The organism is Aeromonas sp. 604176 (genome assembly GCF_049170755.1).
GTDB classification, from domain to species: Bacteria; Pseudomonadota; Gammaproteobacteria; order Enterobacterales; family Aeromonadaceae; genus Aeromonas; species Aeromonas veronii_A.
This window is the reverse complement of the sequence record NZ_JAAKNE010000032.1, coordinates 1-20,928: the sequence shown is the minus strand read 5'-3', so window position 1 is coordinate 20,928 and position 20,928 is coordinate 1. Positions and strand designations below refer to the sequence as shown.

19 protein-coding genes are annotated in these 20,928 nt (G+C 57.6%); 13 read left to right on the top strand and 6 right to left on the bottom strand.

Features of this window, described 5'->3' with window-relative positions:
• Positions 1 to 20: 20 nt before the first annotated feature.
• From G5358_RS08020 to G5358_RS08000, 5 genes are all read right to left on the bottom strand, one after another.
• Entirely contained in the window at positions 21 to 1,124 is a 1,104-nt protein-coding gene (locus tag G5358_RS08020) for an EAL and HDOD domain-containing protein (protein ID WP_421323923.1), read from the bottom strand.
• A 4-nt stretch (positions 1,125 to 1,128) separates the two neighbouring features.
• A complete protein-coding gene (locus G5358_RS08015) occupies positions 1,129 to 2,769 on the bottom strand; it encodes a diguanylate cyclase domain-containing protein (protein ID WP_421323922.1) in 1,641 nt (546 codons plus the stop codon).
• A 241-nt stretch (positions 2,770 to 3,010) separates the two neighbouring features.
• Entirely contained in the window at positions 3,011 to 5,044 is a 2,034-nt protein-coding gene (locus G5358_RS08010) for an exoribonuclease II (RefSeq protein WP_421323921.1), read from the bottom strand.
• A 99-nt stretch (positions 5,045 to 5,143) separates the two neighbouring features.
• Positions 5,144 to 6,043 (bottom strand): LysR family transcriptional regulator ArgP, encoded by a 900-nt coding sequence (locus G5358_RS08005; protein WP_337073795.1) that lies wholly within the window; start codon positions 6,041 to 6,043, stop codon positions 5,144 to 5,146.
• Positions 6,044 to 6,242: 199 nt separating this feature from the next.
• On the bottom strand, positions 6,243 to 6,893 hold the full coding sequence (locus G5358_RS08000; protein ID WP_236347198.1) for an acyl-homoserine-lactone synthase: 651 nt from the start codon (positions 6,891 to 6,893) through the stop codon (positions 6,243 to 6,245).
• Positions 6,894 to 6,955: 62 nt separating this feature from the next.
• Between G5358_RS08000 and G5358_RS07995 the strand changes: the two genes are divergently transcribed.
• Together G5358_RS07995 and lysE are read left to right on the top strand one after the other, a co-directional pair.
• Positions 6,956 to 7,738: a LuxR family transcriptional regulator gene (locus G5358_RS07995; protein WP_005343205.1), complete on the top strand. Its 783-nt coding sequence runs from the start codon at positions 6,956 to 6,958 to the stop codon at positions 7,736 to 7,738.
• Between the two features lie 194 nt (positions 7,739 to 7,932).
• Positions 7,933 to 8,544, top strand: coding sequence for an L-lysine exporter (gene lysE / locus G5358_RS07990; RefSeq protein WP_005343206.1), 612 nt, complete (start codon positions 7,933 to 7,935; stop codon positions 8,542 to 8,544).
• Between the two features lie 132 nt (positions 8,545 to 8,676).
• On the opposite strand, the gene G5358_RS07985 is transcribed toward lysE, so the two are convergent.
• The gene (locus tag G5358_RS07985; RefSeq protein WP_421323920.1) at positions 8,677 to 10,686 is read right to left on the bottom strand and encodes a methyl-accepting chemotaxis protein; all 2,010 of its coding nucleotides are present in this window, start codon (positions 10,684 to 10,686) and stop codon (positions 8,677 to 8,679) included.
• A gap of 258 nt (positions 10,687 to 10,944) precedes the next feature.
• Here G5358_RS07985 and ruvA point away from each other — a divergent pair, with 258 nt between their 5' ends.
• From ruvA to tolB, 11 genes are all read left to right on the top strand, one after another.
• Complete coding sequence (gene ruvA / locus G5358_RS07980) at positions 10,945 to 11,559, top strand: Holliday junction branch migration protein RuvA (RefSeq protein ID WP_216979491.1); 615 nt, start codon at positions 10,945 to 10,947, stop codon at positions 11,557 to 11,559.
• Positions 11,560 to 11,567: 8 nt separating this feature from the next.
• Entirely contained in the window at positions 11,568 to 12,578 is a 1,011-nt protein-coding gene (ruvB, locus tag G5358_RS07975) for a Holliday junction branch migration DNA helicase RuvB (RefSeq protein WP_005335744.1), read from the top strand.
• A gap of 934 nt (positions 12,579 to 13,512) precedes the next feature.
• The gene (locus G5358_RS07970) at positions 13,513 to 15,069 is read left to right on the top strand and encodes a cytochrome ubiquinol oxidase subunit I (RefSeq protein ID WP_005343211.1); all 1,557 of its coding nucleotides are present in this window, start codon (positions 13,513 to 13,515) and stop codon (positions 15,067 to 15,069) included.
• A gap of 11 nt (positions 15,070 to 15,080) precedes the next feature.
• Positions 15,081 to 16,217, top strand: coding sequence for a cytochrome d ubiquinol oxidase subunit II (cydB, locus tag G5358_RS07965; RefSeq protein WP_033113517.1), 1,137 nt, complete (start codon positions 15,081 to 15,083; stop codon positions 16,215 to 16,217).
• Positions 16,218 to 16,231: 14 nt separating this feature from the next.
• A complete protein-coding gene (gene cydX, locus G5358_RS07960; protein ID WP_005304933.1) occupies positions 16,232 to 16,348 on the top strand; it encodes a cytochrome bd-I oxidase subunit CydX in 117 nt (38 codons plus the stop codon).
• On the top strand, positions 16,335 to 16,646 hold the full coding sequence (locus G5358_RS07955; protein WP_041202810.1) for a cyd operon YbgE family protein: 312 nt from the start codon (positions 16,335 to 16,337) through the stop codon (positions 16,644 to 16,646). The genes cydX and G5358_RS07955 overlap by 14 nt, the downstream gene beginning before the upstream one ends.
• A 105-nt stretch (positions 16,647 to 16,751) precedes the next feature.
• Entirely contained in the window at positions 16,752 to 17,159 is a 408-nt protein-coding gene (gene ybgC / locus G5358_RS07950; protein ID WP_337073798.1) for a tol-pal system-associated acyl-CoA thioesterase, read from the top strand.
• A 1-nt stretch (position 17,160) separates the two neighbouring features.
• Positions 17,161 to 17,838, top strand: a complete 678-nt coding sequence (tolQ, locus tag G5358_RS07945) for a protein TolQ (RefSeq protein WP_216954450.1) — start codon at positions 17,161 to 17,163, stop codon at positions 17,836 to 17,838.
• The gene (gene tolR / locus G5358_RS07940) at positions 17,838 to 18,284 is read left to right on the top strand and encodes a protein TolR (RefSeq protein WP_005335733.1); all 447 of its coding nucleotides are present in this window, start codon (positions 17,838 to 17,840) and stop codon (positions 18,282 to 18,284) included. The genes tolQ and tolR overlap by 1 nt, the downstream gene beginning before the upstream one ends.
• A 5-nt stretch (positions 18,285 to 18,289) precedes the next feature.
• Complete coding sequence (tolA, locus tag G5358_RS07935) at positions 18,290 to 19,420, top strand: cell envelope integrity protein TolA (RefSeq protein WP_216979490.1); 1,131 nt, start codon at positions 18,290 to 18,292, stop codon at positions 19,418 to 19,420.
• 95 nt (positions 19,421 to 19,515) lie between these two features.
• Positions 19,516 to 20,841, top strand: a complete 1,326-nt coding sequence (tolB, locus tag G5358_RS07930; protein ID WP_158112736.1) for a Tol-Pal system beta propeller repeat protein TolB — start codon at positions 19,516 to 19,518, stop codon at positions 20,839 to 20,841.
• Positions 20,842 to 20,928 lie beyond the last annotated feature (87 nt).

Here is a 20,928-nt window from a genome sequence, read left to right as displayed (position 1 = left end):
GCTCCCCGGCTCGCCATCACCTAGCTGGTGAGAAACGCTTGCCCCCACATTTGCGCCTGAAAATAGATGGGTGTGAGCCTGGCCGGATCGAGCTGGTAGTGCGGGGCCAGCTGTGCCAGCAGGGCCCAGTTGCCCTGCTCGTAGGTGTTGACCAGCTGGAACAGGTGAAACAGCGGCCCCTCGCGCAGCTCGATGGCCCGTTTGACGTTCGTGGGCAGGTGGCGCTTCATCTCCTCCGAGAGCAGGGAGGCATCCTGTACCAGCCCGACCAGAAAGGCCCAGCTGGCGTCGGCTTTGCCGAGCGCCGTGAGGGCGATGAGCTCGCAGAAGCGGCCGCGAGCGATGGCCATCCGGGTACAGGCTTCGGGCATATGCTGGCTGGCCCGGGCCAGCCCGTTGATCAGCACGAACTTGCGGATCTCCTGCTCTCCCAGATAGGAGAGGGCGCGGGGCACCGAGGTGATGGGGGTGGCGTGATCGAAACCGGGGGCGTTGACATAGGTGAGCAGCAGGCCCGGCAGCCAGGCATCCTGCTCCAGCAGGCGGGCGACCTGGGCAAATGAGAACTCTTCGTGGCAGATGAGCTGGAGGATCTGCTGCACCAGCGCCATGTCGGGCTGCTGGGCGCGCTGGTTGACCAGCTCGGGACGGGCGAGAAAGCCGCCGGCGAAGAAATCGACCCCCGCCTCCCGCAAGGGGAGAAAGTCCTGCCACGCCTCGACGTTGAGTGCCATCCGCTTGTGATCGGTGGGTTGGCAGATCCCCTCTTCCCCCGTCCAGAACACCAGCAGGCGGCTTGCGCCGAGCCAGCGGGCATCGCGATGGGCGCCATGGACGGCGAGTCTGCGTCGGCTATCGCGCCACTGCTCCAGCACCGGAAAGGAGGTGGGTAGCCGTTCGCTGGAGGCTTCGACCAGCGGGATGGCCTCCTGAGCAAACAGCAGGGGGCGTTGCTCATCGAGCTGTTCGTGGTTGAAGGGGAGCAGATATTGGCGCCCCTGCGCCAGCAGGTGGCTATGTTGGGCCAGTGCGGGCCATTCGGCCGGTGAGCTGAGCTGATAGTCGATGCCGTAGGCCACCAGAGCCAAGCGACGGTTGAAGATGGGATAGCGACGCAACAGCATGGGATCACCGATAAGCCAGTGTGCGGGCCCTCCCTTCTGATTTGGCGTGGTAGAGCGCCTGGTCGGCCTGTTCGGTCAGGCTCTGCCATGCCTCGTCCTGGGAGGGGACCAGATAGCTAAAGCCTATGCTAACCGTAATGAAATCAGCAACTCGGGATGCTGGATGTGGCAGCTGCAGGCGGGCTAGTCCCTCGTGAATCCGCTCCGCCAGCTGCTCCGCTTCACCGGGTTGCGGTGCGCAGAGCAGGATGACGAACTCCTCCCCGCCATAGCGAGCCACCAGATTGGTGCGGCGGCGTTCCGCCTCCTGCAGCACCCGGGCCACCTGCTGGAGGCACTCATCCCCCTTGGCGTGGCCAAAGTGATCGTTGTAGCCCTTGAACTCGTCCACATCGATCATCAGTACGGCCAGCAGGCTCTGGGTGCGTCTTGCCCACTCCCACTCCCGTTGCATGGTGATATCCCACTGGCGCCGGTTGGCGATGCCGGTGAGGGGATCTTCGAGGGAGAGCAGGGAGAGGCGCCGGTTGGCCTCCTCCAGCGCACGGTTGGTCTCGGCCAGCTGCATGGTGCGTTCGGCAACCCGCTCCTCCAGCTCGCGATTGAGCCGCTCCAGCTGCTCCTGGGTGCGCTGGCGGATCAGCAGTTGTGACAGGATGGCGGCGTACTGTTTGAAGATCTCGCTCTGATAGGCTTTGAGCGGGCGGTGCCACAGCAGGTTGTCGGCGGCAATCCAGCCGATAGGGATAGCGCCATCCCAGAGCGATACCATGGCGTTCCAGCCCTGTCCCACCTGCTGTTTCTCGTAGTAGAGGGGGGTATCTTCCAGTACCAGCACGTAATCCTTGCGCTTGAGCGCCTCCTGCACCGTGGGGTGATCCGGGATGGGGCTGACAAAGTCGTGTTCGTCTACCAGCTCCCCCTCCTCACTGGTGCCCCAGGTGCCACGCATGGTCTTGCCGTCGGGCTCAATGAGAAAGATGGCCACCCGGTCAAATTGCAGCTCCTTGCGTGCCAGCAGCACGGCATCACGCAGGAGCTGGTTCTCGCTGCGGCTGCGGGAGAGAGTGACGCTAACCATGTGCAGCGCCTGCAGCATGGTGAGGAAGGAGCCCTGCAGCGCCTGGCTCTGCACCAGATCGGTCTGGGTATGCAGCCGCTGGTCCCGCTCCTGATCAACCTGATCTGCGAGCAGATGGTTGCTCAGTTCGGCGGTCAGGTAGTGGATCAGCAGCTGGATCCCCTGACGCTGATGACGGGAGAGACGATCGATCCGGCGGTGGGTTTCGAGGTAGATGACCCCTTCCAGCTTCAAGTGACGTTTGAGGGGGAAGCAGGCGCGCAGGCGGGGAGGTTGGGGCTCCGATTCATCCCGCTCGTCCGGAGGCTGGTGGACCGGCTCGATCATCAGCTGGCCCTGATGAATCGCCTTGTCGATCAAGGTGTGGGGCAGGGGTAATGCATCCAGATGGGCGATATCGAGCATCGTCAGCCCCTGCTCCAGCTGGAAGCGATAGAGTTTCGGCTCGGGGGATTTCAGCCAGAGATAGAGGTAGTCGGCATCTGTCTTGTCACGAATGGTAGCGAGGCTGACTTCGCATAACTGGGCAAAGTTGGTGAAGTGTTCCGGATCCCATTCCTGCATGCCAATATCCCTTTGGGTCTAACCCCGCGAGTATATATAGAGTCTGTTTAATTTATTGATTGAAATGTCAAAATGGAGATCCAGAGCCCAGATTTTGGCCCCTTTTATGGTGCGTGATGACGGGCTTTGCGTGGGGTGATTAACTGTTACGGGTAACAGCAATCAGCGGCAGGTTGGCAGGGAGATTTGAAGGGCTCTGAAAAGAAGAGCCCGCACAGTGGCGGGCTCTGGAGAGAGGGACTTATTCCGCCTTGCCGGCTTCATCGGCCGGTGCCGCGGCGTTATCCGCACTGCTCTCGGCGACCGGCGCTTCCGGTGCCGGACCCGGCACCAGCTCCACCGCCGGCTTGGCAATGAGGGAGCGGGTCTCTTCCACCGCTTCGGTCAGCTTGACCTCAATGATCTGACCGAGCTCGTAGACCACCTCGGTCTTGTCCAGATAGACGCGACCGTTGTCCCAGTTGCACTCCAGCCGATCCTTGTTGTCGAGGATATGACGGGCAGGCATGAAGACCACGGCGCCGTTCTCCTGCAGACGCAGCTTGAGGCCAGCACGCATCACGTCGATGATCTCGGCGTTGAACACCTTGTCGGTGCCAGCATCGGCCTTGAGGTAGCGGACATAGAGCCAGTCGCCGATGTCGCGCTCCACCATGCGGTGCAGGCGGCGGCAGGCGGTCAGGTGCTCGGTGAGCTCGGTGCTCGGGCGCTCGCCCGGGGTTTTGCCCGCGATGACCGCTTTGAGCAGACGATGGTTGACCATATCGCCGTATTTTCGAATAGGTGAGGTCCAGGTGGCGTAGGCATCCAGACCCAGGCCGTAATGTGCGCCCGGCTCGGAGGACATCAGTGCATAGCTCTGGAAGCGGCGGATCTTGCCATCCAGCCAGCGGGTATCGAGGTTGTCGATCCAGCGGCGCAGGGCGCAGAAGCCGGAGAGGCTGGCGATCTCGTCACGTTCGAACGGGGCCTCGGCGCTTTTCAGCAGGTCGATGGCGCCGTCGAGGGACTCTTCGTCAAAGCCTGTGTGGACGTTGAAGATGCCGTAGCCGACGCTCTTGCCCAGTACGCGACCGGCGCAGATGTTGGCGGCGATCATCGACTCTTCCACCATGCGGTTGGCGATGCGGCGTGGCTCGACGTGGATAGCCAGCACTTCGCCATTCTCGCCCAGCTCGAAGTCGTAGTCGGGTCTGTCCGGGAACACTAGGGCATGCTCGGTGCGCCACTTGATGCGCGCTTCGGTCATTGCCTTCATCAGCGGCAGCTGGGCCAGCACGCCGGCGTCGATGGCCAGCTCTTTGCCATGCTCAGCCCAGTCGGAGACGTCGTCATAGTTGAGACGGGCGTGGGAGCAGATGCGGGCGGCGAAGAACTCGGTCTCCTCCAGCAGCAGACCATCTTCGGCGATAAGCAGACGGGCGCACAGGGTGTTGCGCTCCTCACCCTCCTTCAGGGAGCAGAGCTCGTCGGAGAGGGTACGCGGGATCATCGGTACGTTGCGGCCCGGCATGTAGACGGTGAAGGCGCGCTGGGCGGCCTCCTTGTCCAGCTCGCTCCCTTCGGCCACATAGGCGGTCGGGTCGGCGATGGCGACCAGCAGCTCCCAGCCGTTATCCAGCTTGGTGATGGCCAGCGCATCGTCCATGTCCTTGGTTTTTGCACCGTCGATGGTGAAGAAAGGCACCTTGGTCAGGTCACGACGGGGCAGCTCCTCTTCTTCGATCACCTTCCACTCTGGCAGATCAGCCGGTTCGACCTGGGCCAGGTTGTGGCGCGCCAGCACCACCCACCAGGGCACGTTGTGATCTTCCTGTGCGGCGATCTTCTGGATGATCTCGGCAGAGAAGTTGCCGTCTACCAGCGCATGGCGCTTGAGGGTGGCGACCACCCAGTCCCCTTCCTTGAACTCTTTTTCGTCCAGACCCTTCTTGACGCGGGCCTTGATGGCATCCTTGATCAGCGGGTGGTCGGCGACCACGTTGAGGCGGTCGCGGAACATCTTGACCCGGGCCACGAAGCGGGTGACGGACTGCTCCAGCAGGGCATCCGGCTCGGCCACTTCCTTCTCTTTTTCGGTGCGGATCAGGGCGCTCACCCGGTCACCGTGCATCACCTTCTTCATGTAGGGAGGCGGCACGAAATAGCTGGTCTTCTCATCGACCTCCAGAAAGCCGAAGCCCCGATCGGAGGCGCGGATAACACCCTCTTTCTTGGGGATGTTTTCGCGGATTTGTTGCTTGAGCTGGGCCAGCAGCGGATTGTCTTGGAACATAAGTGAGGAACCTGAAGTGAAAACCTGGGTGAAGACCTGATGAAGGATCGCCCAGCACTATACGTTTTTAGCCCTGCAAAGCCAAGGTGAATGGCCTGCTCAGCGTGGTTTCAACTGCGATCTGGCATGGTCAATGAGACGTTGGGATAGCTGCTTGTGTACCCCCTTTTCCAGTACCCAGCGGTGCCAGTAGAGGCGTTCTGTCAGAACATGGTTGGGACTGAGGTTGAGCAGTGACCCGCCAGCGAGCTGGCCTCTGATCTGCAACTCGGGGATGAGACAATAGGCCAGGCCCTGTTCGGCCATGGCGACAAAGGCCTCGGACGAGTGAACCGTGTGGCAGGGATAACCGCCGGGCTCTAGCCCGAAGTGTTTCGCCATGAAGCTGACATGCATGTCGTCGCGTTGATCGAAGGCCACTGCCGGAGCCTTGGCCAGCGCCTCCCGGGTCAGACCGTGGGGAAAGTGGCGCGCCACGAACGCGGGGCTGGCGGTAAGCAGATAGTTCATTTCGCCCAGATCATCGACGCAGCAACCGGCAAGTGGCTGGGGATGCAAGCTGACCGCACCAAAGGCCTGACCCTCGCGTACCTTGTCGAGGGTGCGGCATTCGTCATCCACCAGCAGGTTGAGTTCGATGGGATGCTGCTCCAGCAAGGGGGCGATGGCGGGCAAAAACCAGGTTGCCAGGCTGTCGGCATTGACGGCGATACTGATCCGGATGGGGGCTTGTGGTGTGGCGGGAGCCAGCTCACCAGCCAGTTCCAGCTCGAGCTGGTGGACCTGACGATAGTGTGCCAGCAGCTTCTGGCCGAGCTGGGTCGCCTGCAACGGCTGGCTGCGGATGAGCAGCGGCTCGGCAAACTGTTGCTCCAGTAGTTTGATCCGCTGGGAGATGGCGGACTGGGTCATGTGCAGTGATTTGGCGGCCCGCTCGAAGTTCTGCTCCTGCAATACCGCATCCAGTGCCCGCAGCAGTTTGTAGTCCAGCTCTTTCATCTTCCCTCCCTTGCGTTGCTTCTGGGCTGACTCTACGTCACTCGGCAGGGGACAACAATGGGTGGTGACAGGGCCGTTACGCTGTGATTTCTGACAGTAGTGATCAGGTTGTTGAGGGAGGATACTGCCCGCTGACCCATGGGTTAGCCTGCGGGCTCATAGCGATCTGTTTATCCCGGGTCTGTTTTCCCGGGATTTTTTATGGCTGCGTTGCCAGCGCCGGTGATGGTTGCTGCAGTAGAGAGTGGCTGGTTTGATAGTGGCCCAGCAGAGGTTTGCCAACGGCGTGGGCGAAGCGTTCATCCAGATGGAAGCGGATCCCCACCCCGCGCACGGCCCCCAGATCCACCGCCTGGCGATGGCCGAGGCGCTCGATGGGCAGGCCGAGGCGGCGGAAGATGCGCTCTACCGGCAGGCTGACGACAGCGACCAGCTCACGGATCCCGTGAGCATGGGCGAAGGCATAGACTTCGCGAAAGATGACGCAGGTGAGCTCGCTGACGCCATTGACCATCCGCGGAGCACGGCTGGCATCGATGGCAAGACGGGTCAGTTCCCAGACATCGGGGGTACGCGGTGCACTTTCACCGGCAAGGGCGGTGGGGAAGATGGTGGGCAGCATATAGGCATCGGCACAGTTGAGCAGGCGAATACAGCCGCATAGCCCTTGCTTATCCTCGATCAGCACCCAATGGGTGTCTGGCGTATCAAAACTGTCACGCTCAAGTCCCCGATGGGACTCTACATCCCAGCCGAGCCGGTCGGAAAAGACGCGATTTCGAAAGCGATAGAGTTCATCCTCTACCTCATTTCGTGGATGCTCTCTCAATTTTCCTTTGAAAACCAACATTATGGGCCCTCTGTCTTGCTATTCGCCGTTATAATCACATGTCTGGCCAAGGGGGCTTTCATATGAAAAGAGACCAACTGCTTGAGTATCTCGAACATTTCACTTCGGTGACGGATGGCAACCGTCTGGCCGAGCTGATCGGTCACTTCACGCTCGGTATGGGCTACGACTACTACCGCTTCGCGCTGATCCTGCCGATGTCGATGCAAAGACCCAAGGTGGTGCTGTTCAATCACTGCCCTGACTCCTGGGTGCAGGCCTACACCGAAAACAACATGCTGGCATGTGATCCGGTGATCCAGCTGGCGCGCAAGCAGACCTTGCCCATCTACTGGAATCGCCTCGATGAGCGAGCAAGCTTTCTGCAAGAGGGAAGCATGGATGTGATGGGGCTGGCAGCCGAGTTCGGGCTGCGCAACGGCATCTCCTTCCCCTTGCACGGTGCCGCCGGGGAGAACGGTATTCTCTCCTTCATTACCTCGGAACGCGCCTCGAGCGATCTGCTGTTGGAGTCGTCGCCCATCCTCTCATGGATGTCCAACTACATCTTCGATGCCGCGATCCGGGTGGTGCGTTTCAGCATGATGGACAGTGTGGGCAAAGAGCCCCTGACCGAGCGCGAAACAGAGTGCCTGTTCTGGGCCAGTGAAGGAAAGACCTCCAGCGAGATTGCCTGCATTCTCGGCATCACGGAGCGCACAGTGAATTACCATCTCAATCAGGTCACCCGCAAAACCGGCTCCATGAACCGCTACCAGGCCATTGCCAAAGGGGTGGGAACCGGCTTGCTGCTGCCCAATCTGGAGCAGGTGGTGGTCACCAATTTCCCCAGAGTGCTTCAGTAGTCCGAGTCTCAGATACCACAGATTCTCCTGCTGCTGTCTGAGGGTCACAATTGTCAGATCCGGTAATTGACACGGGATTTAATAGAAGCGCTTCATCATTAGCAAAATGAATGAACCAGTAAATCAATGAATTTCTAAGAAGGAGCCGGACTCGCTATAGTGCCGTTCATTCATCATTTCGAACGGAATTTTCGATGCTGCTGACCACGACCCTGCAAGGTTTCACCATAGGTCTTGCCATGATCATCCCTATCGGCGCCCAGAATGCCTTTGTGCTGAGCAGGGGTATCCATCGCAACCATCATTTGCTGAGCGCCACACTCTGCAGCTTTTGCGACCTCATTCTGATCGCCATAGGGGTATTTGGTGGAGCCAATCTACTGGCCGCCAGCCCGATCGGCATGATATTGCTCACCTGGGGGGGCGTACTGTTTCTCGGCTGGTTTGGTGTGCGCTCCCTGCGCAGCGCGTGGTATGGGCAGGAGGGAGGACTGGCCGACGCTTCGCAACGGATGAAAGCCAGAAGTGTACTGGCCATGACGCTAGGGGTCACCTTGCTCAATCCCCATGTCTATCTCGATACCCTGATGCTGCTCGGCTCGCTGGGCAGTCAGGTGAGCGAGCACCTGCGTCCGGCCTTTGCGGCCGGTGCCATGCTCGCCTCGCTGGTGTGGTTCTACTCACTTGCGCTGGGAGCTGCAGCATTGGCGCCCTGGCTGGCGAGAGGGGGGGTACAGCGGGGGATCGATCTGCTGGTCGGCATCATCATGCTGAGTCTGGCGGGCAAGCTGGCGTTTGGAGGCTAGTCCGCCAGACCGTATCCATGGTGATGTCGGTGACGCTCATTGGCGGATAGCGAGGGGAGGCTCCGTGCTATTGAGTGTCAAACACCAGTCCGTTCTACGGACTGGTGTTTTTACAGCTTCTCGATACAGAGGCTATACCCGGAACTGGGAGAGCAGGCGCTGTTGCAGCAGGCTGGCCTGATGGAGAGAGGAGGCCAGCAACAGGCACTCCTGCGCCTCCTGTTCGCCGCTTCTGGCCTGCAGGCTGATCCCCGAGACCTTGTCGGAGGAGTGGCTGAGGGTGTGTGACAGTTGCCCGGTGGCCACGGCCACCTGCTGCACCATATCGGCCAGCTGGTCGATGGCCCCTTCCACCTTGAACAGGATCTGCTTGGTGTTCTCGGAGTCTTGCATGCCAGACTCCACCGTCTTGAGGTTGCGCTGCATCATCAGATAGGCGCTCTCGGTCTGCTGCTGGATGCTGCTGATCACCAGGCTAATTTCGGCGCTTGAGGCCGCTGTGCGATTGGCCAGGGTGCGCACCTCGTCAGCGACCACCGCAAAACCACGCCCCATCTCCCCCGCGCGGGCTGCTTCGATAGCCGCATTGAGGGCCAGCAGGTTGGTCTGCTCCGAAATGCCGCTGATGGTGGAGATGATCTGGCCAATCTGGCCCGCCTGCTCCTTGAGGGCGTTGATGGCGACGGCGCACTCGCCCACTTCCTGCACCACCCGCTGCATGCCCGCGCTGGCCGAGGCAACGTACTGGCTGCTCTCGGTGGTTAGCTGGCGCACCTCATTGGCATTGTGGGCCGCCATGCTGCAGTTGTCCGATATGGTGGTCGCTACCTGTACCATCTGTTCGCTGTCGTGGTGCAGGGCCAGCGCATGTTCGGCAGTCTGGCGGCTGCTCTGGCTGATCGCCTCCACCCGGTTGACCGAGGTGTGGACGTGCTCGCTGATGTGCCGATTATTGTCCATGGTGGAGCTGATCATCTTCTGCAATTTCTCGATGAAGCGATCCACGCTGTTGGCAAGCGAACCTATCTCGTCATCCCGTTGCAGGTTGATGCGGGCGTTGAGATCTCCCTCGCCGGCGGCGATATCCTGCATCCGTTTATCCACCTGCAGCAGCGGGGTGACCAGCTTGCGGGTCAGCCAGAAGCCGCAGAGGGTGACCATGATCAGGCTCAGCAACAGGCCGCCCAGCAGCAGGGAGCGAGTCTGGCTGATGATGCCGTTGAGTTGGACGACCTGATCCTCGACGGTGGCATCACCGCTCGCCTCGATGGCAACCAGTTGTTGTTTCAGCTGGTCGGCACTGGCCTCATAGAGAGCCTGCTGGGCCTGATAGTTGCCGAGCGCCTCGATCCACTGCCCCATCAATTGCTGATGTCGGGTCAGCAGGGCGCGATACTCTGCGGACAGTGTCTTGCCAGCAAATTCCCCGGAGCCCTCGATATCGAACAGTCCGGTGCCGAGCATGCTGTCGATCGCTCCGTGGTAGAAATCGGTCGCCTCTTTCAGCTCGGCCTTGATCGCCGCCGTGACCCCCTGTCTGCGCATCTTCTCCAGCGCATAGAGCTGGCGCAAAAAGCCGATGTTGGACTCCATCCCCCCGTCGGCCGCTTCCCAGCGGGTAGAGAGGCCACTGTTCCAGCTGATGGTCTGGTCGGGGGATTGGGTCAGCGTCTCTACCGCCCCATCGCCGATCTCCTCCAGCTGCGTCGAGAGACGGGCCATCAGGTCGGCGTTATGATGCAGGGCCTGATCCGCCTCTGTGTAGGCGTGATAGAGCGTCAACAGCTTCTCTTGTTGCTGTTGATAGGCCTGCTTCTGTTGCTCCATGGACGAAAGGGCTGCGCCATCAATGAGCTGCCCCTGACTGACCCGAGCCAGTGCCTCATCGGTTGCCGCTTTGGCGGCATCAAGCTCGGCACGATTGAGCGGGGTGCCGTTTTGCATCTTCTGAATCTGTAACTGTTGATTGCCCAGTTCGATGGAGCCCTCCATGGCCCCGTCAGCGGTCTGCCAGGCGCTTCCCAACACATAGGCGAGCAGATCGGCAAGCCGCTGGCTGCCATACCAGCCCACGGCTCCCATCCCCAGCGTGCAGCCGAGCAAGATGGCAAGACCCAGATTGGCGGTGGTAACAATTTTCATATGATGGCCTTCCTTGGTATCTGCATTGCATCAATTTCGGTTCCGAACGAGTTTAGTGTAGTGTTCATGCCCGTTCGGAGTCCGGCCCGGTGCAGAAACATCCCGTACACTCCGGCTGAACCAGATCAAGCATGGTAGCCAATTGGCGAAAAAGCTTTCTGGCTACTCTGAGGTTGCCGCCATATGCTGGATACTTATCCAGTTATTCTTTATGCTATGAGCCAATTTACGAATAGCTGTATTGGTGAGGAGAGAGCCGTGATTGGTCGCTTGAGAGGCATTGTCATTGAGAAGCAGCCCCCCGAGGTCCTGCTGGAAGTGGGTGGGGTTGGCTATGAGGTGCAGATGCCGATGAGCTGCTTCTATGATTTGCCGGAGATCGGCAGGGAAGCGACCATCCATACTCACTTTGTGGTGCGGGAAGATGCCCAACTGCTCTATGGTTTCAACCACAAACAGGAGCGGGCGCTGTTTCGCGAGCTGATCAAGACCAATGGGGTTGGCCCCAAACTGGCACTGGCTATTCTCTCCGGTATGACCGCTACCCAGTTTGTGCTGAGTGTCGAACGTGAAGAGATAAGCTCCCTGGTCAAACTGCCGGGGGTCGGCAAAAAGACCGCCGAGCGGCTGGTAGTCGAGATGAAGGATCGTCTAAAGGGCTGGGTCAGCCATGATCTCTTCTCCCCCGCCATGGTCACATTGCCAGCCAGTGAGCCTGAATTGCGGGCGCCGGGTGTGACCGAAGAGGCAGCCAGTGCGCTGGTTGCCCTTGGTTACAAGCCGCAACAGGCGAGCCAGATTGTCAGCAAGATCGCCAAAGAGGGTATGTCGGTGGAAGATATCATCCGTGAATCTCTTCGTAGCCTTGTGTGAGGTAGTTGATGATTGAAGCAGACCGCCTCATCTCGGCCAGTGCCGCCCGTGAGGATGACATTATTGATCGGGCCATCCGCCCCAAGAAGCTGGCTGACTACACCGGTCAGGATACCGTCTGCGAACAGATGGAGATCTTTATCGAAGCGGCGCGTCAGCGGGGTGAAGCGCTTGATCACCTGCTGATCTTCGGCCCGCCCGGTCTGGGCAAGACCACCCTCGCCAACATCGTCGCCAACGAGATGGGGGTCAATATCAAGACCACTTCCGGCCCGGTGCTGGAGAAAGCGGGTGATCTGGCTGCATTGCTCACCAACCTTGAACCGAACGATGTATTGTTCATCGACGAGATCCACCGTCTCAGCCCGGTGGTGGAGGAGGTGCTCTATCCGGCAATGGAGGATTACCAGCTCGACATCATGATCGGAGAGGGGCCAGCGGCTCGCTCCATCAAGCTGGATTTGCCCCCCTTCACCCTGATCGGCGCAACCACCCGGGCTGGTTCACTCACCAGCCCGCTGCGGGATCGCTTCGGTATCGTCCAGCGTCTTGAGTTCTACAACGTCAAGGACTTGACCGATATTGTCTCCCGCAGCGCCCGTTGTCTGGGACTCGATATGACAGAGGATGGAGCCATCGAGGTCGCTCGTCGCTCCCGTGGTACTCCGCGGATTGCTAACCGCTTGTTAAGACGGGTGCGCGATTTTGCCCAGGTGAAATCCGATGGCCGCATCGATGGTCCCATCGCGGCTCGCGCCATGGATATGCTGGATGTCGATAACGAGGGGTTTGATTTTATGGACCGCAAGTTATTGTTGGCTGTGATAGACAAGTTTATGGGGGGGCCGGTGGGTCTCGATAATCTGGCCGCCGCGATCGGGGAAGAGAAAGATACTATCGAAGATGTGCTGGAGCCTTATCTGATCCAGCAAGGGTATCTGCAACGTACACCCAGAGGACGGATTGCGACCACACGAGCCTACGCTCATTTCGGTCTTCAGCGACCAGATGAGAAGTAAAAACAGTCGTTTGAACATGAAACCGCCGTCAAAGGCGGTTTTTTGTTATGCGGGCCAAAAAAAGCCCACGGCGGATGCGGTGGGCAAAGACAATTCAGGATGGATGTTCACAGACAGTGAGTGCGTCTGGACACAGACCGGAAAATAAACAGGTGAGCCGTCGCGAGCTCTCAGAGTCGGTTCAGTTGATAGAGCTGAACAAAGGAAAGCTTGTAGTAACGGATGGTTTTAGCAACAAACTTTTTCATCTTCGATTCCAATAGACAGGTTCAAATTGATGGTCGAATACGTACCGTGAACCCGGATTAACCGGCCTGTATCCAAGGGGATGCCCTCACTGCGAGGCGCATTGTAGGAGCTCGTATCGGCCCGGGCAAACAAGAAAAATTGCAACCTTCAAATTAGTTTATCTAATGTAGTGATTGATGAAATTGGTTCGCATGAGTATGCATTGTTTGTAGTTTTAAATTGAGTTTTCGAATCAGTTCGCCTGACCTGGATAACATGGAAAAAGGCGCGTCATCGACATTTTTCAAATTAAATGGGGTGGCCGGATGTTAAATTCTTAAATTGATTTAAATCAATATTTTACGCATTGTCATCTTTTGTGATCTGGCTCGCTTCAATAATCGTGAAATAGATTAAACATGGCTTTGAAAGCCATGTATGGCGGGTCCTTTTACATTGATTTCAATCAAATAAAGGTGATATAAAAACCCGGTCATAATGAGCGAGAATAAATTGAAGCTTATTGTTTTTTAATTGTTAAACATTAGCTTTGTTTGTGTTTTCGCGTTGCCTTGTTGTTAATATTGGTGGTTACTGAAAGTGTTTTGTTGTGATGCGTCTCAATGGGGCCCATTCGATAACCCCCAATGGAAGCTTTGTCCTTAAAACTTAAAATAGCCGTGCCAATAATCGGTGAGGAAACATCATGATTGCTGAGCATGTGGTAGACCTATCGCGGTTCCAGTTCGCTGCGACGGCCCTTTATCACTTTTTGTTTGTACCCCTGACGCTGGGAATGGCTTTTCTCCTGGCGATCATGGAATCCGTCTATGTGATGACCAACAACACCATCTACCGGGATATGACCAAATTCTGGGGTAAGTTGTTTGGTATCAACTTTGCCCTGGGGGTTACCACAGGCTTGGCCATGGAGTTCCAGTTCGGGACGAACTGGGCGTATTACTCCCATTATGTCGGCGATATCTTCGGGGCTCCGTTGGCCATTGAAGGGCTGATGGCCTTCTTCCTGGAGTCCACCTTCGTCGGTATGTTCTTCTTTGGTTGGGATCGTCTGAGCAAGCATCAGCATCTGGCTGCCACCTGGTTGATGGCACTGGGTACCAACCTCTCCGCCCTCTGGATCCTGGTTGCCAACGGCTGGATGCAAAACCCGGTCGGTGCCGAGTTCAACTTTGAATCCATGCGGATGGAGATGATGAGCTTCGCTGACGTGGTGCTCAACCCGGTTGCCCAGGTCAAGTTCGTCCACACTGTGGCGGCTGGCTATACCTGTGGCGCCATGTTTGTGCTGGGTATCTCCTCCTACTACCTGCTGAAGAATCGTGATGTGGCGTTTGCCCGTCGCTCCTTCGCCATTGCCGCCGCGTTCGGTATGGCTTCCATCGTGTCCGTGCTGATCCTCGGTGACGAATCCGGTTACGAGACCGGTGAAGTGCAGAAGGTTAAACTGGCCGCTATCGAAGCCGAATGGGAAACTGAACCTGCTCCGGCCGCCTTTACCCTGTTCGGTATTCCGAATCAGGAAGAGATGCGCACCGACTACGCCATCAAGATCCCTTATGCGCTTGGTATTATCGCGACCCGTTCTCTGGACGGTCAGGTCACCGGTCTGAAGGATCTGAAGAGCGAGCACGAACTGCGCGTTCGTAACGGTATGACCGCTTACGATCTGCTGACCAAGCTGCAATCCGGTGACAAGTCTGACGAGACCCGTGCTCGCTTCGACGAAGTGAAGCAGGATCTGGGCTACGGTCTGCTGCTCAAGCGCTACACCAGCAACGTGACCGATGCGACCGACGAGCAGATCAAGGCCGCTGTGGATGACTCCATCCCGCAGGTACTGCCGCTGTTCTTCGCCTTCCGCATCATGGTTGCCGTCGGCATGCTGATGCTGGTACTGATTGGTATGGCCTTCTATGACAGTGCCCGTCACCAGATCGGCAAGCGCAAGTGGCTGCTCAAGGCTCTGCTGTGGGGTATCCCGTTGCCGTGGATCGCGATCGAAGCTGGCTGGTTTGTTGCTGAATATGGTCGCCAACCGTGGACCATTGCAGAGGTGTTGCCGACTTCCCTCTCTGCATCCAATTTGCCTGCAGCCGAGATCTGGTTCTCTCTGATCGGTATCTGCCTGTTCTATACCGTACTTCTGGTTATCGAGATGTACCTGATGTTCAAGTATGCCCGTCTTGGCCCCAGCAGCCTGAAGACTGGCAAGTATCACTTTGAACAGATCAAGGCATAAGGAGAGCGACCATGTTTGATTACGAAACTCTGCGTGTCATCTGGTGGGCTCTGGTCGGCGTACTGCTGATCGGTTTTGCCATCACTGACGGCTTCGACATGGGGGTAGGCGCACTGCTCCCGTTCGTCGGCAAGAAAGATGTCGAGCGCCGCGTGATGCTCAACACCATGGGGCCGCACTGGGAAGGTAACCAGGTTTGGCTGGTCACTGCCGGTGGTGCCTTGTTCGCCGCCTGGCCGATGGTGTATGCCGCGACCTTCTCCGGCTTCTACATCGCGATGATCCTGACGCTGATGGCGCTGTTCCTGCGTCCGGTCGGTTTCAAGTACCGCTCGCTGCGTGCTGATGCCAAATGGCGCAGCAACTGGGACTGGGCCTTGTTCGCCGGTAGCGCCGTACCGCCCATCGTCTTTGGTGTGGCCTTTGGCAACCTGTTGCAAGGCGTTCCATTCGAGTTTAACCAGTTCATGATGTTGACCTATCACGGCAACTTCTTTGGCCTGCTGAACCCGTTCGGCATTCTGGCTGGTCTTGTGAGCCTGTTCATGCTGCTCACCCAGGGTGCAACCTGGTTGATGATGAAGACCGATGGTGAAGTGCTGGCGCGTTCCCGCACTGCCGCCATGATCTGCTCACTGGTGACCCTGGTGCTGTTTGCTGCCGCGGGTTGGTGGGTAAGCGGTATGGAAGGGTATGTCATCGTCAAGGCTGCCGCGACTGACGCAGTATCCAACCCGATGAACAAGGAAGTTGTCCTGCAGGCTGGCGCCTGGATGAACAACTACACCCTCTATCCGTGGATGGTGGCTGCCCCTGTACTGGGTCTTGCCATGAGCCTGCTGACTGCGCTGTTTGCCCGTATGAACATCGGCTGGCTGGCGTTTACCAGCTCCTCGCTGGCGATTGCCGGGGTCATCCTCACTGCCGGTTTCTCCATGTTCCCGTTTGTGATGCCCTCAAGCCTTGAGCCGTCACTGAGCCTGACCATGTGGGATGCTACCGCCTCCTTCAACACCTTGCAGGTGATGACCGTGGCTGCAGCAGTCTTCGTACCGATTGTGCTGGGTTACACCATCTGGACTTACATCAAGATGTTTGGCCGGGTAACCAACAAGCACATCGAAGATAACCAACAATCTCTCTATTAAGAGGTGCGCTGACAATGTGGTATTTCACCTGGATCCTGGGGCTGTTGCTGGCCTGTGCATTTGGCATCATCAATGCGCTGTGGCTGGAACACACCGAGAACATGGATCGTCAGATCGATGAAAACAAGTGATCGACTCGCCAGGCTCGCCGCTCCACTGGAGCGGCAGCCGTGGCAGGGGTTGATGTTACTCGCGGCGGCCTTGTTGGCCGTCGCTATTTTACAGGCCCCCAATCTGATCGCGGCCAACACCAGCGAGCATGGTCTCTGGCTTGCTCCCTGGCTGATGTGGGCCGTCTGTTGTGGCGTACTTAACGGGCTTGGCTTTCATCTGAAAAGCCTGCCCGGACGTGTGCTGTTCAATCCCTGGCTCGCCTGGCCCAGTTTGTTGTATGGCCTCTGGCTGACACATTCATATTTCCTTTCATAAAAAACGGGGGGAGGCAGGATTTCCCTGCCTCCCCCTGCTTCTTTCCTATTCAGCCCTGCGCTATGATAGCCCCCCATCTGACTGTCGAATGGATCACAGATTGTTATGGGGGAAGTCTTTGAGTTTCCGGTGCGTGTCTACTACGAAGACACCGACGCCGGGGGCATCGTCTACAACGCCAATTATCTCAAGTTTATGGAACGTGCTCGCACCGAGTTTCTTCGTGCCAAAGGGGTCGAACAGGACGTCTGGCTGCAGGAGGGATATGCCTTCGTGGTGAGCCGAACTGAGATCGATTTCCGCTCGGCGGCCCGTTTTAATGAACTATTGAATGTATTAACGCAAGTGATTGAAGTGAAACGCGCATCCCTGCGTTTTTCGCAGCAGATCCTGGCGGCTGATGGACGACTCGTCACCCAGGCTTTGGTACAGATAGCCTGTGTGAGTCGTCCGCAAATGAAACCTGTAGCTATACCTGAAAAAATCAAGGGAGTGCTGTTAAGTGCACGCTGAAATTTCGTTTATTGGCCTGTTTTGGCAAGCCAGCCTGTTGGTAAAACTGGTCATGATCACCCTGATGAGCATGTCTATTGTCTCCTGGGCGCTGATTATCCAGCGTTCCAAGGCGATCAAGGCGGCCAATCTCGCATCGGAACAGTTTGAAGATCGCTTCTGGTCAGGGGTCGATCTCAATCGCCTCTATCAGGAGTCCTCTTCCCGCCGCGATGACATCGAAGGCATGGAAGATATCTTCTACTCCGGCTTCAAGGAGTATGCTCGCTTGCTCAAGGCCGGTGCCCGTGGTCAGGATGCGGTGATGGATGGTACCTACCGCGCCATGCGCGTCTCCCTCTCCCGCGCGGTAGATGATCTGGAATCCAACCTGCCGGTGCTGGCGACCATCGGCTCCATCAGCCCCTATATCGGTCTGTTCGGTACCGTATGGGGGATCATGAACGCCTTTATCGCCCTGGGTCAGGTGCAGCAGGCCACCCTGCAGATGGTGGCACCGGGTATCGCGGAAGCGCTGATTGCGACCGCCATGGGTCTGTTTGCCGCTATCCCGGCGGTAATCTTCTACAACCGCTTCTCCAACAAGGTCGAGCGGCTGGAGAACGCCTACGCCAACTTCATGGACGAGTTCACCACCATTCTGAACCGTCAAATTGCTCAGCAGCAGGGTGATCAGTAATGCAAACCTATCAGCGGATCCGGCGCAAGAAGGTGGCCGAGATCAACGTGGTTCCCTATATCGACGTCATGCTGGTGCTGCTTATCATCTTTATGGCGGTCACGCCGGTGATCACGCAAGGGGTCAAGGTGGATCTGCCGCAGGCTGAGTCCGAGCAGTTGCCGGAAGATGCCAAGCCGCCCTTCATCGTAAGCGTCAATACCGAAGGCGAGTATGTCATCAAGGCTGGCGAAGCCGATGACGAGCCGGTGCCAAGTGGCACGCCAGAGGCGATGCAGCAATACATCACCGAAAAAGCCATGGGCTATCTGGCGATCAACCAGAATGCCCCCGTGGTGGTCGCGGGTGACAAGGCCGTGCGCTACGAAGAGGTGATCCTGTTGATGGTGGCCCTCAAGAATGCGGGTGTGCCTCAGGTTGGCCTGATGACAGATCCGGTGAACTAACGGAGATGGATGTGAAGCGTGGTATTTCCGGTTATCTCATCGCGTCGTTTCTGCTGCACCTGATCATCGGCATCATCCTGTTTGTCGGGCTCGATTTCAGCAAACCGAAACGACCCGAATCGAAGGGGCAGATCGTCAATGCCGTCATGCTTGATGAGAACTTCCTCAACGAGCAGGCCAAGCAGATCCAGCAGCAGAAAGCTCAGCCCAAGCCGCAGAAGGTAGAGAAAGAGAAGGATAAGGAAGATACGGATCTTGCCAAACGCGAACTAGCCCAGCAGCAGGAACGGCTGCGTATTGCCGAGGCCAAGCGGAAAGAAGCAGAAGAGGCGACCCGCAAGGCCGAGGCTGAGAAGCAGAAAAAAGTTGCCGAGCAGAAGCGGGCGGAAGAGAAGGCGCAGAAAGCCGAGGAGGCCCGCAAGCTGGAAGAGCAGAAGGCCAAGAAGGCGGAAGCCGAGCGCAAGGCTGCTGAAGAGGCCAAGGCACTGGCGCTGAAGAAAAAGAAAGAGCTCGAGAAAAAACAGGCGGAAGAGAAGGCTAAAGCCGAGGAGGCCAAAGCCAAGAAAGCGGAAGCTGACAAGAAGGCCAAGGCTGAGGCAGAGAAGAAAGCCAAGGCAGAGGCTGAGAAAAAAGCCAAAGCCGAGGCTGAGAAGAAGGCCAAGGAAGAGGCAGCCAAAAAGGCAAAAGCTGACGCAGAGAAGAAAGCCAAGGCTGAAGCCGAGAAGCAGGCCAAGATCGCGGCAGAACGCAAACGCAAAGCGGCCGAGGAGGCCAGACTGCAAAAAGAGATGGAAGCCATGATGCAGCAGCAGCTGGCGGCTGAAGCCAATGCCCGCAGCCAGGCTGCCTCTGCAGCGGCACAAGGTGAGGTCGACAAGTATGCGGCGCTCATCAAGGCCACTGTTGAGCGGTATATGATTTTGGATCCCACCATGCGGGGCAAAACATGTACTATCGGCGTACGTCTTGCGAGCAGTGGCTTTGTCATATCGGTAGATAACGGCCAGGGTGACCCGGCGGTCTGTCGTTCGGGTAAGGCGGCTGTCTTGAAAGCCAATCAACTGCCAGTGCCCAAGGATCCTGCGGCATTCGAGATGTTGAAGGAATTTAACCTGAAGTTAGAACCGAGTATCTAAGCGTGATAAAACGAGGTTGCTTGCCTCCGGTTGGCAACCTCTCGCCGAGAAAGGAATTTAACCTCTCATCTTTATTGGAACCGAGTATTTAAGCCATGATCAGAAAAGTATTTTTTGCTTTGGTTGGCTGTTTGTTGCTGGGCCAGAGTGCCCAGGCGGCCCTGGACATCGTCATCACCGGCGGTATTGATAGCGCACGCCCCATCGCCGTCGCCCCCTTCAAGTGGGAAGGCAACGGGCAGTTGCCGCAGGACATCGCGGAAGTGGTCTCCAACGACCTGATGCGCAGTGGCAAATTCAAGCCGCTGGCCCGTGGCCAGATGCCGCAGACTCCGAGCAGCAGCAGCGAGATCAACTTCGCACCCTGGGCCGCTCAAGGGGTTGAGGCCGTAGTCGTCGGTTCCATCTCGGCGGTGGGTGACGGCACCTACAAGGTCAACTTCGAGCTGGTCGATGTGCTGAAGGGTCAGCTGGCCAAGGCACAAGGTGGCGAGAGCAACGGTTACATCCTGGATAGCCGCATGGCGACCATCCCGGGTGCCCAGATGCGCCAGTTTGCCCACCGTATCTCAGATATCGTCTATGAGCGTCTGACTGGCGAGCGCGGTGCCTTCCTGACCCGTCTGGCTTACGTCTCCGTACAGCAGGGTACCCAGTTCCCGTACCAGCTGCGTATTTCTGACTACGACGGTTACAACGAGAAGACTCTGCTGCGCTCTCGCGAGCCGTTGATGTCTCCGGCCTGGTCACCGGATGGCAGCAAGCTGGCCTACGTGAGCTTCGAGAACCAGAAGTCCGAAATCTATGTGCAGGATATCTACACCCAGCAGCGCAGCCTGATCACCAGTTTCCGTGGCATTAACGGGGCCCCTGAGTGGTCTCCGGATGGTCGTCGTCTGGCTATCGTTCTCTCCAAGGATGGCTCACCCAACCTCTATGTGGTTGATGTCGCTAGCAAGCAGCTGACCCGCGTCACAACCAGCCGTGTGATCGACACCGAACCCTCCTGGATGCCGGATGGGCAAAATTTGTTGTTCACCTCTGAACGTGGTGGCAAACCCCAGATTTATAGCGTAAATTTGGCGACTGGTATGACTCGCCGGATGACTTGGGAAGGTGAATCCAACCAGGGTGCATCCATCACTCCTGATGGCAAAATCATGGTGATGGTGACCCGTGTTCAGGGACAGTATCGTATTGCCCGTCAGGACATGGAAAACAATGCCCTGTTGGTCCTTACCCAGAGTGCTCTGGATGAGTCGCCAAGTGTGGCTCCCAATGGCAGCATGATCATTTATGCCACCATCTATCAGGGTCGTAAGAGTCTCGCGTTGGTGTCGACTGATGGTCGCTTCAAGGCTGTGCTTCCGACCAGTAGCGGTGAAATTCGTGCACCAGCTTGGTCGCCCTTCTTGAATTGATAAAAATCCAATTGTTTTTTGTTTTGTTATAAAGGTTTAAGGAAATAGCATGCAACTCAATAAACTGCTCAAGGGTTTGGCCATCGC

Excerpts from the sequence above, each read along its gene's own strand:
- G5358_RS07985 (WP_421323920.1), bottom strand. The coding sequence starts at position 10,686 with ATGAAAATTGTTACCACCGCCAATCTGGGTCTTGCCATCTTGCTCGGC.
- G5358_RS08000 (WP_236347198.1), bottom strand. The coding sequence starts at position 6,893 with ATGTTGGTTTTCAAAGGAAAATTGAGAGAGCATCCACGAAATGAGGTA.
- G5358_RS08020 (WP_421323923.1), bottom strand. The coding sequence starts at position 1,124 with ATGCTGTTGCGTCGCTATCCCATCTTCAACCGTCGCTTGGCTCTGGTG.
- G5358_RS08015 (WP_421323922.1), bottom strand. The coding sequence starts at position 2,769 with ATGCAGGAATGGGATCCGGAACACTTCACCAACTTTGCCCAGTTATGC.
- ruvB (WP_005335744.1), top strand. The coding sequence starts at position 11,568 with ATGATTGAAGCAGACCGCCTCATCTCGGCCAGTGCCGCCCGTGAGGAT.
- G5358_RS08005 (WP_337073795.1), bottom strand. The coding sequence starts at position 6,043 with ATGAAAGAGCTGGACTACAAACTGCTGCGGGCACTGGATGCGGTATTG.
- G5358_RS07970 (WP_005343211.1), top strand. The coding sequence starts at position 13,513 with ATGATTGCTGAGCATGTGGTAGACCTATCGCGGTTCCAGTTCGCTGCG.
- tolA (WP_216979490.1), top strand. The coding sequence starts at position 18,290 with ATGGATGTGAAGCGTGGTATTTCCGGTTATCTCATCGCGTCGTTTCTG.
- cydX (WP_005304933.1), top strand. The coding sequence starts at position 16,232 with ATGTGGTATTTCACCTGGATCCTGGGGCTGTTGCTGGCCTGTGCATTT.
- G5358_RS08010 (WP_421323921.1), bottom strand. The coding sequence starts at position 5,044 with ATGTTCCAAGACAATCCGCTGCTGGCCCAGCTCAAGCAACAAATCCGC.
- tolR (WP_005335733.1), top strand. The coding sequence starts at position 17,838 with ATGCAAACCTATCAGCGGATCCGGCGCAAGAAGGTGGCCGAGATCAAC.
- ybgC (WP_337073798.1), top strand. The coding sequence starts at position 16,752 with ATGGGGGAAGTCTTTGAGTTTCCGGTGCGTGTCTACTACGAAGACACC.
- lysE (WP_005343206.1), top strand. The coding sequence starts at position 7,933 with ATGCTGCTGACCACGACCCTGCAAGGTTTCACCATAGGTCTTGCCATG.
- G5358_RS07995 (WP_005343205.1), top strand. The coding sequence starts at position 6,956 with ATGAAAAGAGACCAACTGCTTGAGTATCTCGAACATTTCACTTCGGTG.
- tolB (WP_158112736.1), top strand. The coding sequence starts at position 19,516 with ATGATCAGAAAAGTATTTTTTGCTTTGGTTGGCTGTTTGTTGCTGGGC.
- G5358_RS07955 (WP_041202810.1), top strand. The coding sequence starts at position 16,335 with ATGAAAACAAGTGATCGACTCGCCAGGCTCGCCGCTCCACTGGAGCGG.
- cydB (WP_033113517.1), top strand. The coding sequence starts at position 15,081 with ATGTTTGATTACGAAACTCTGCGTGTCATCTGGTGGGCTCTGGTCGGC.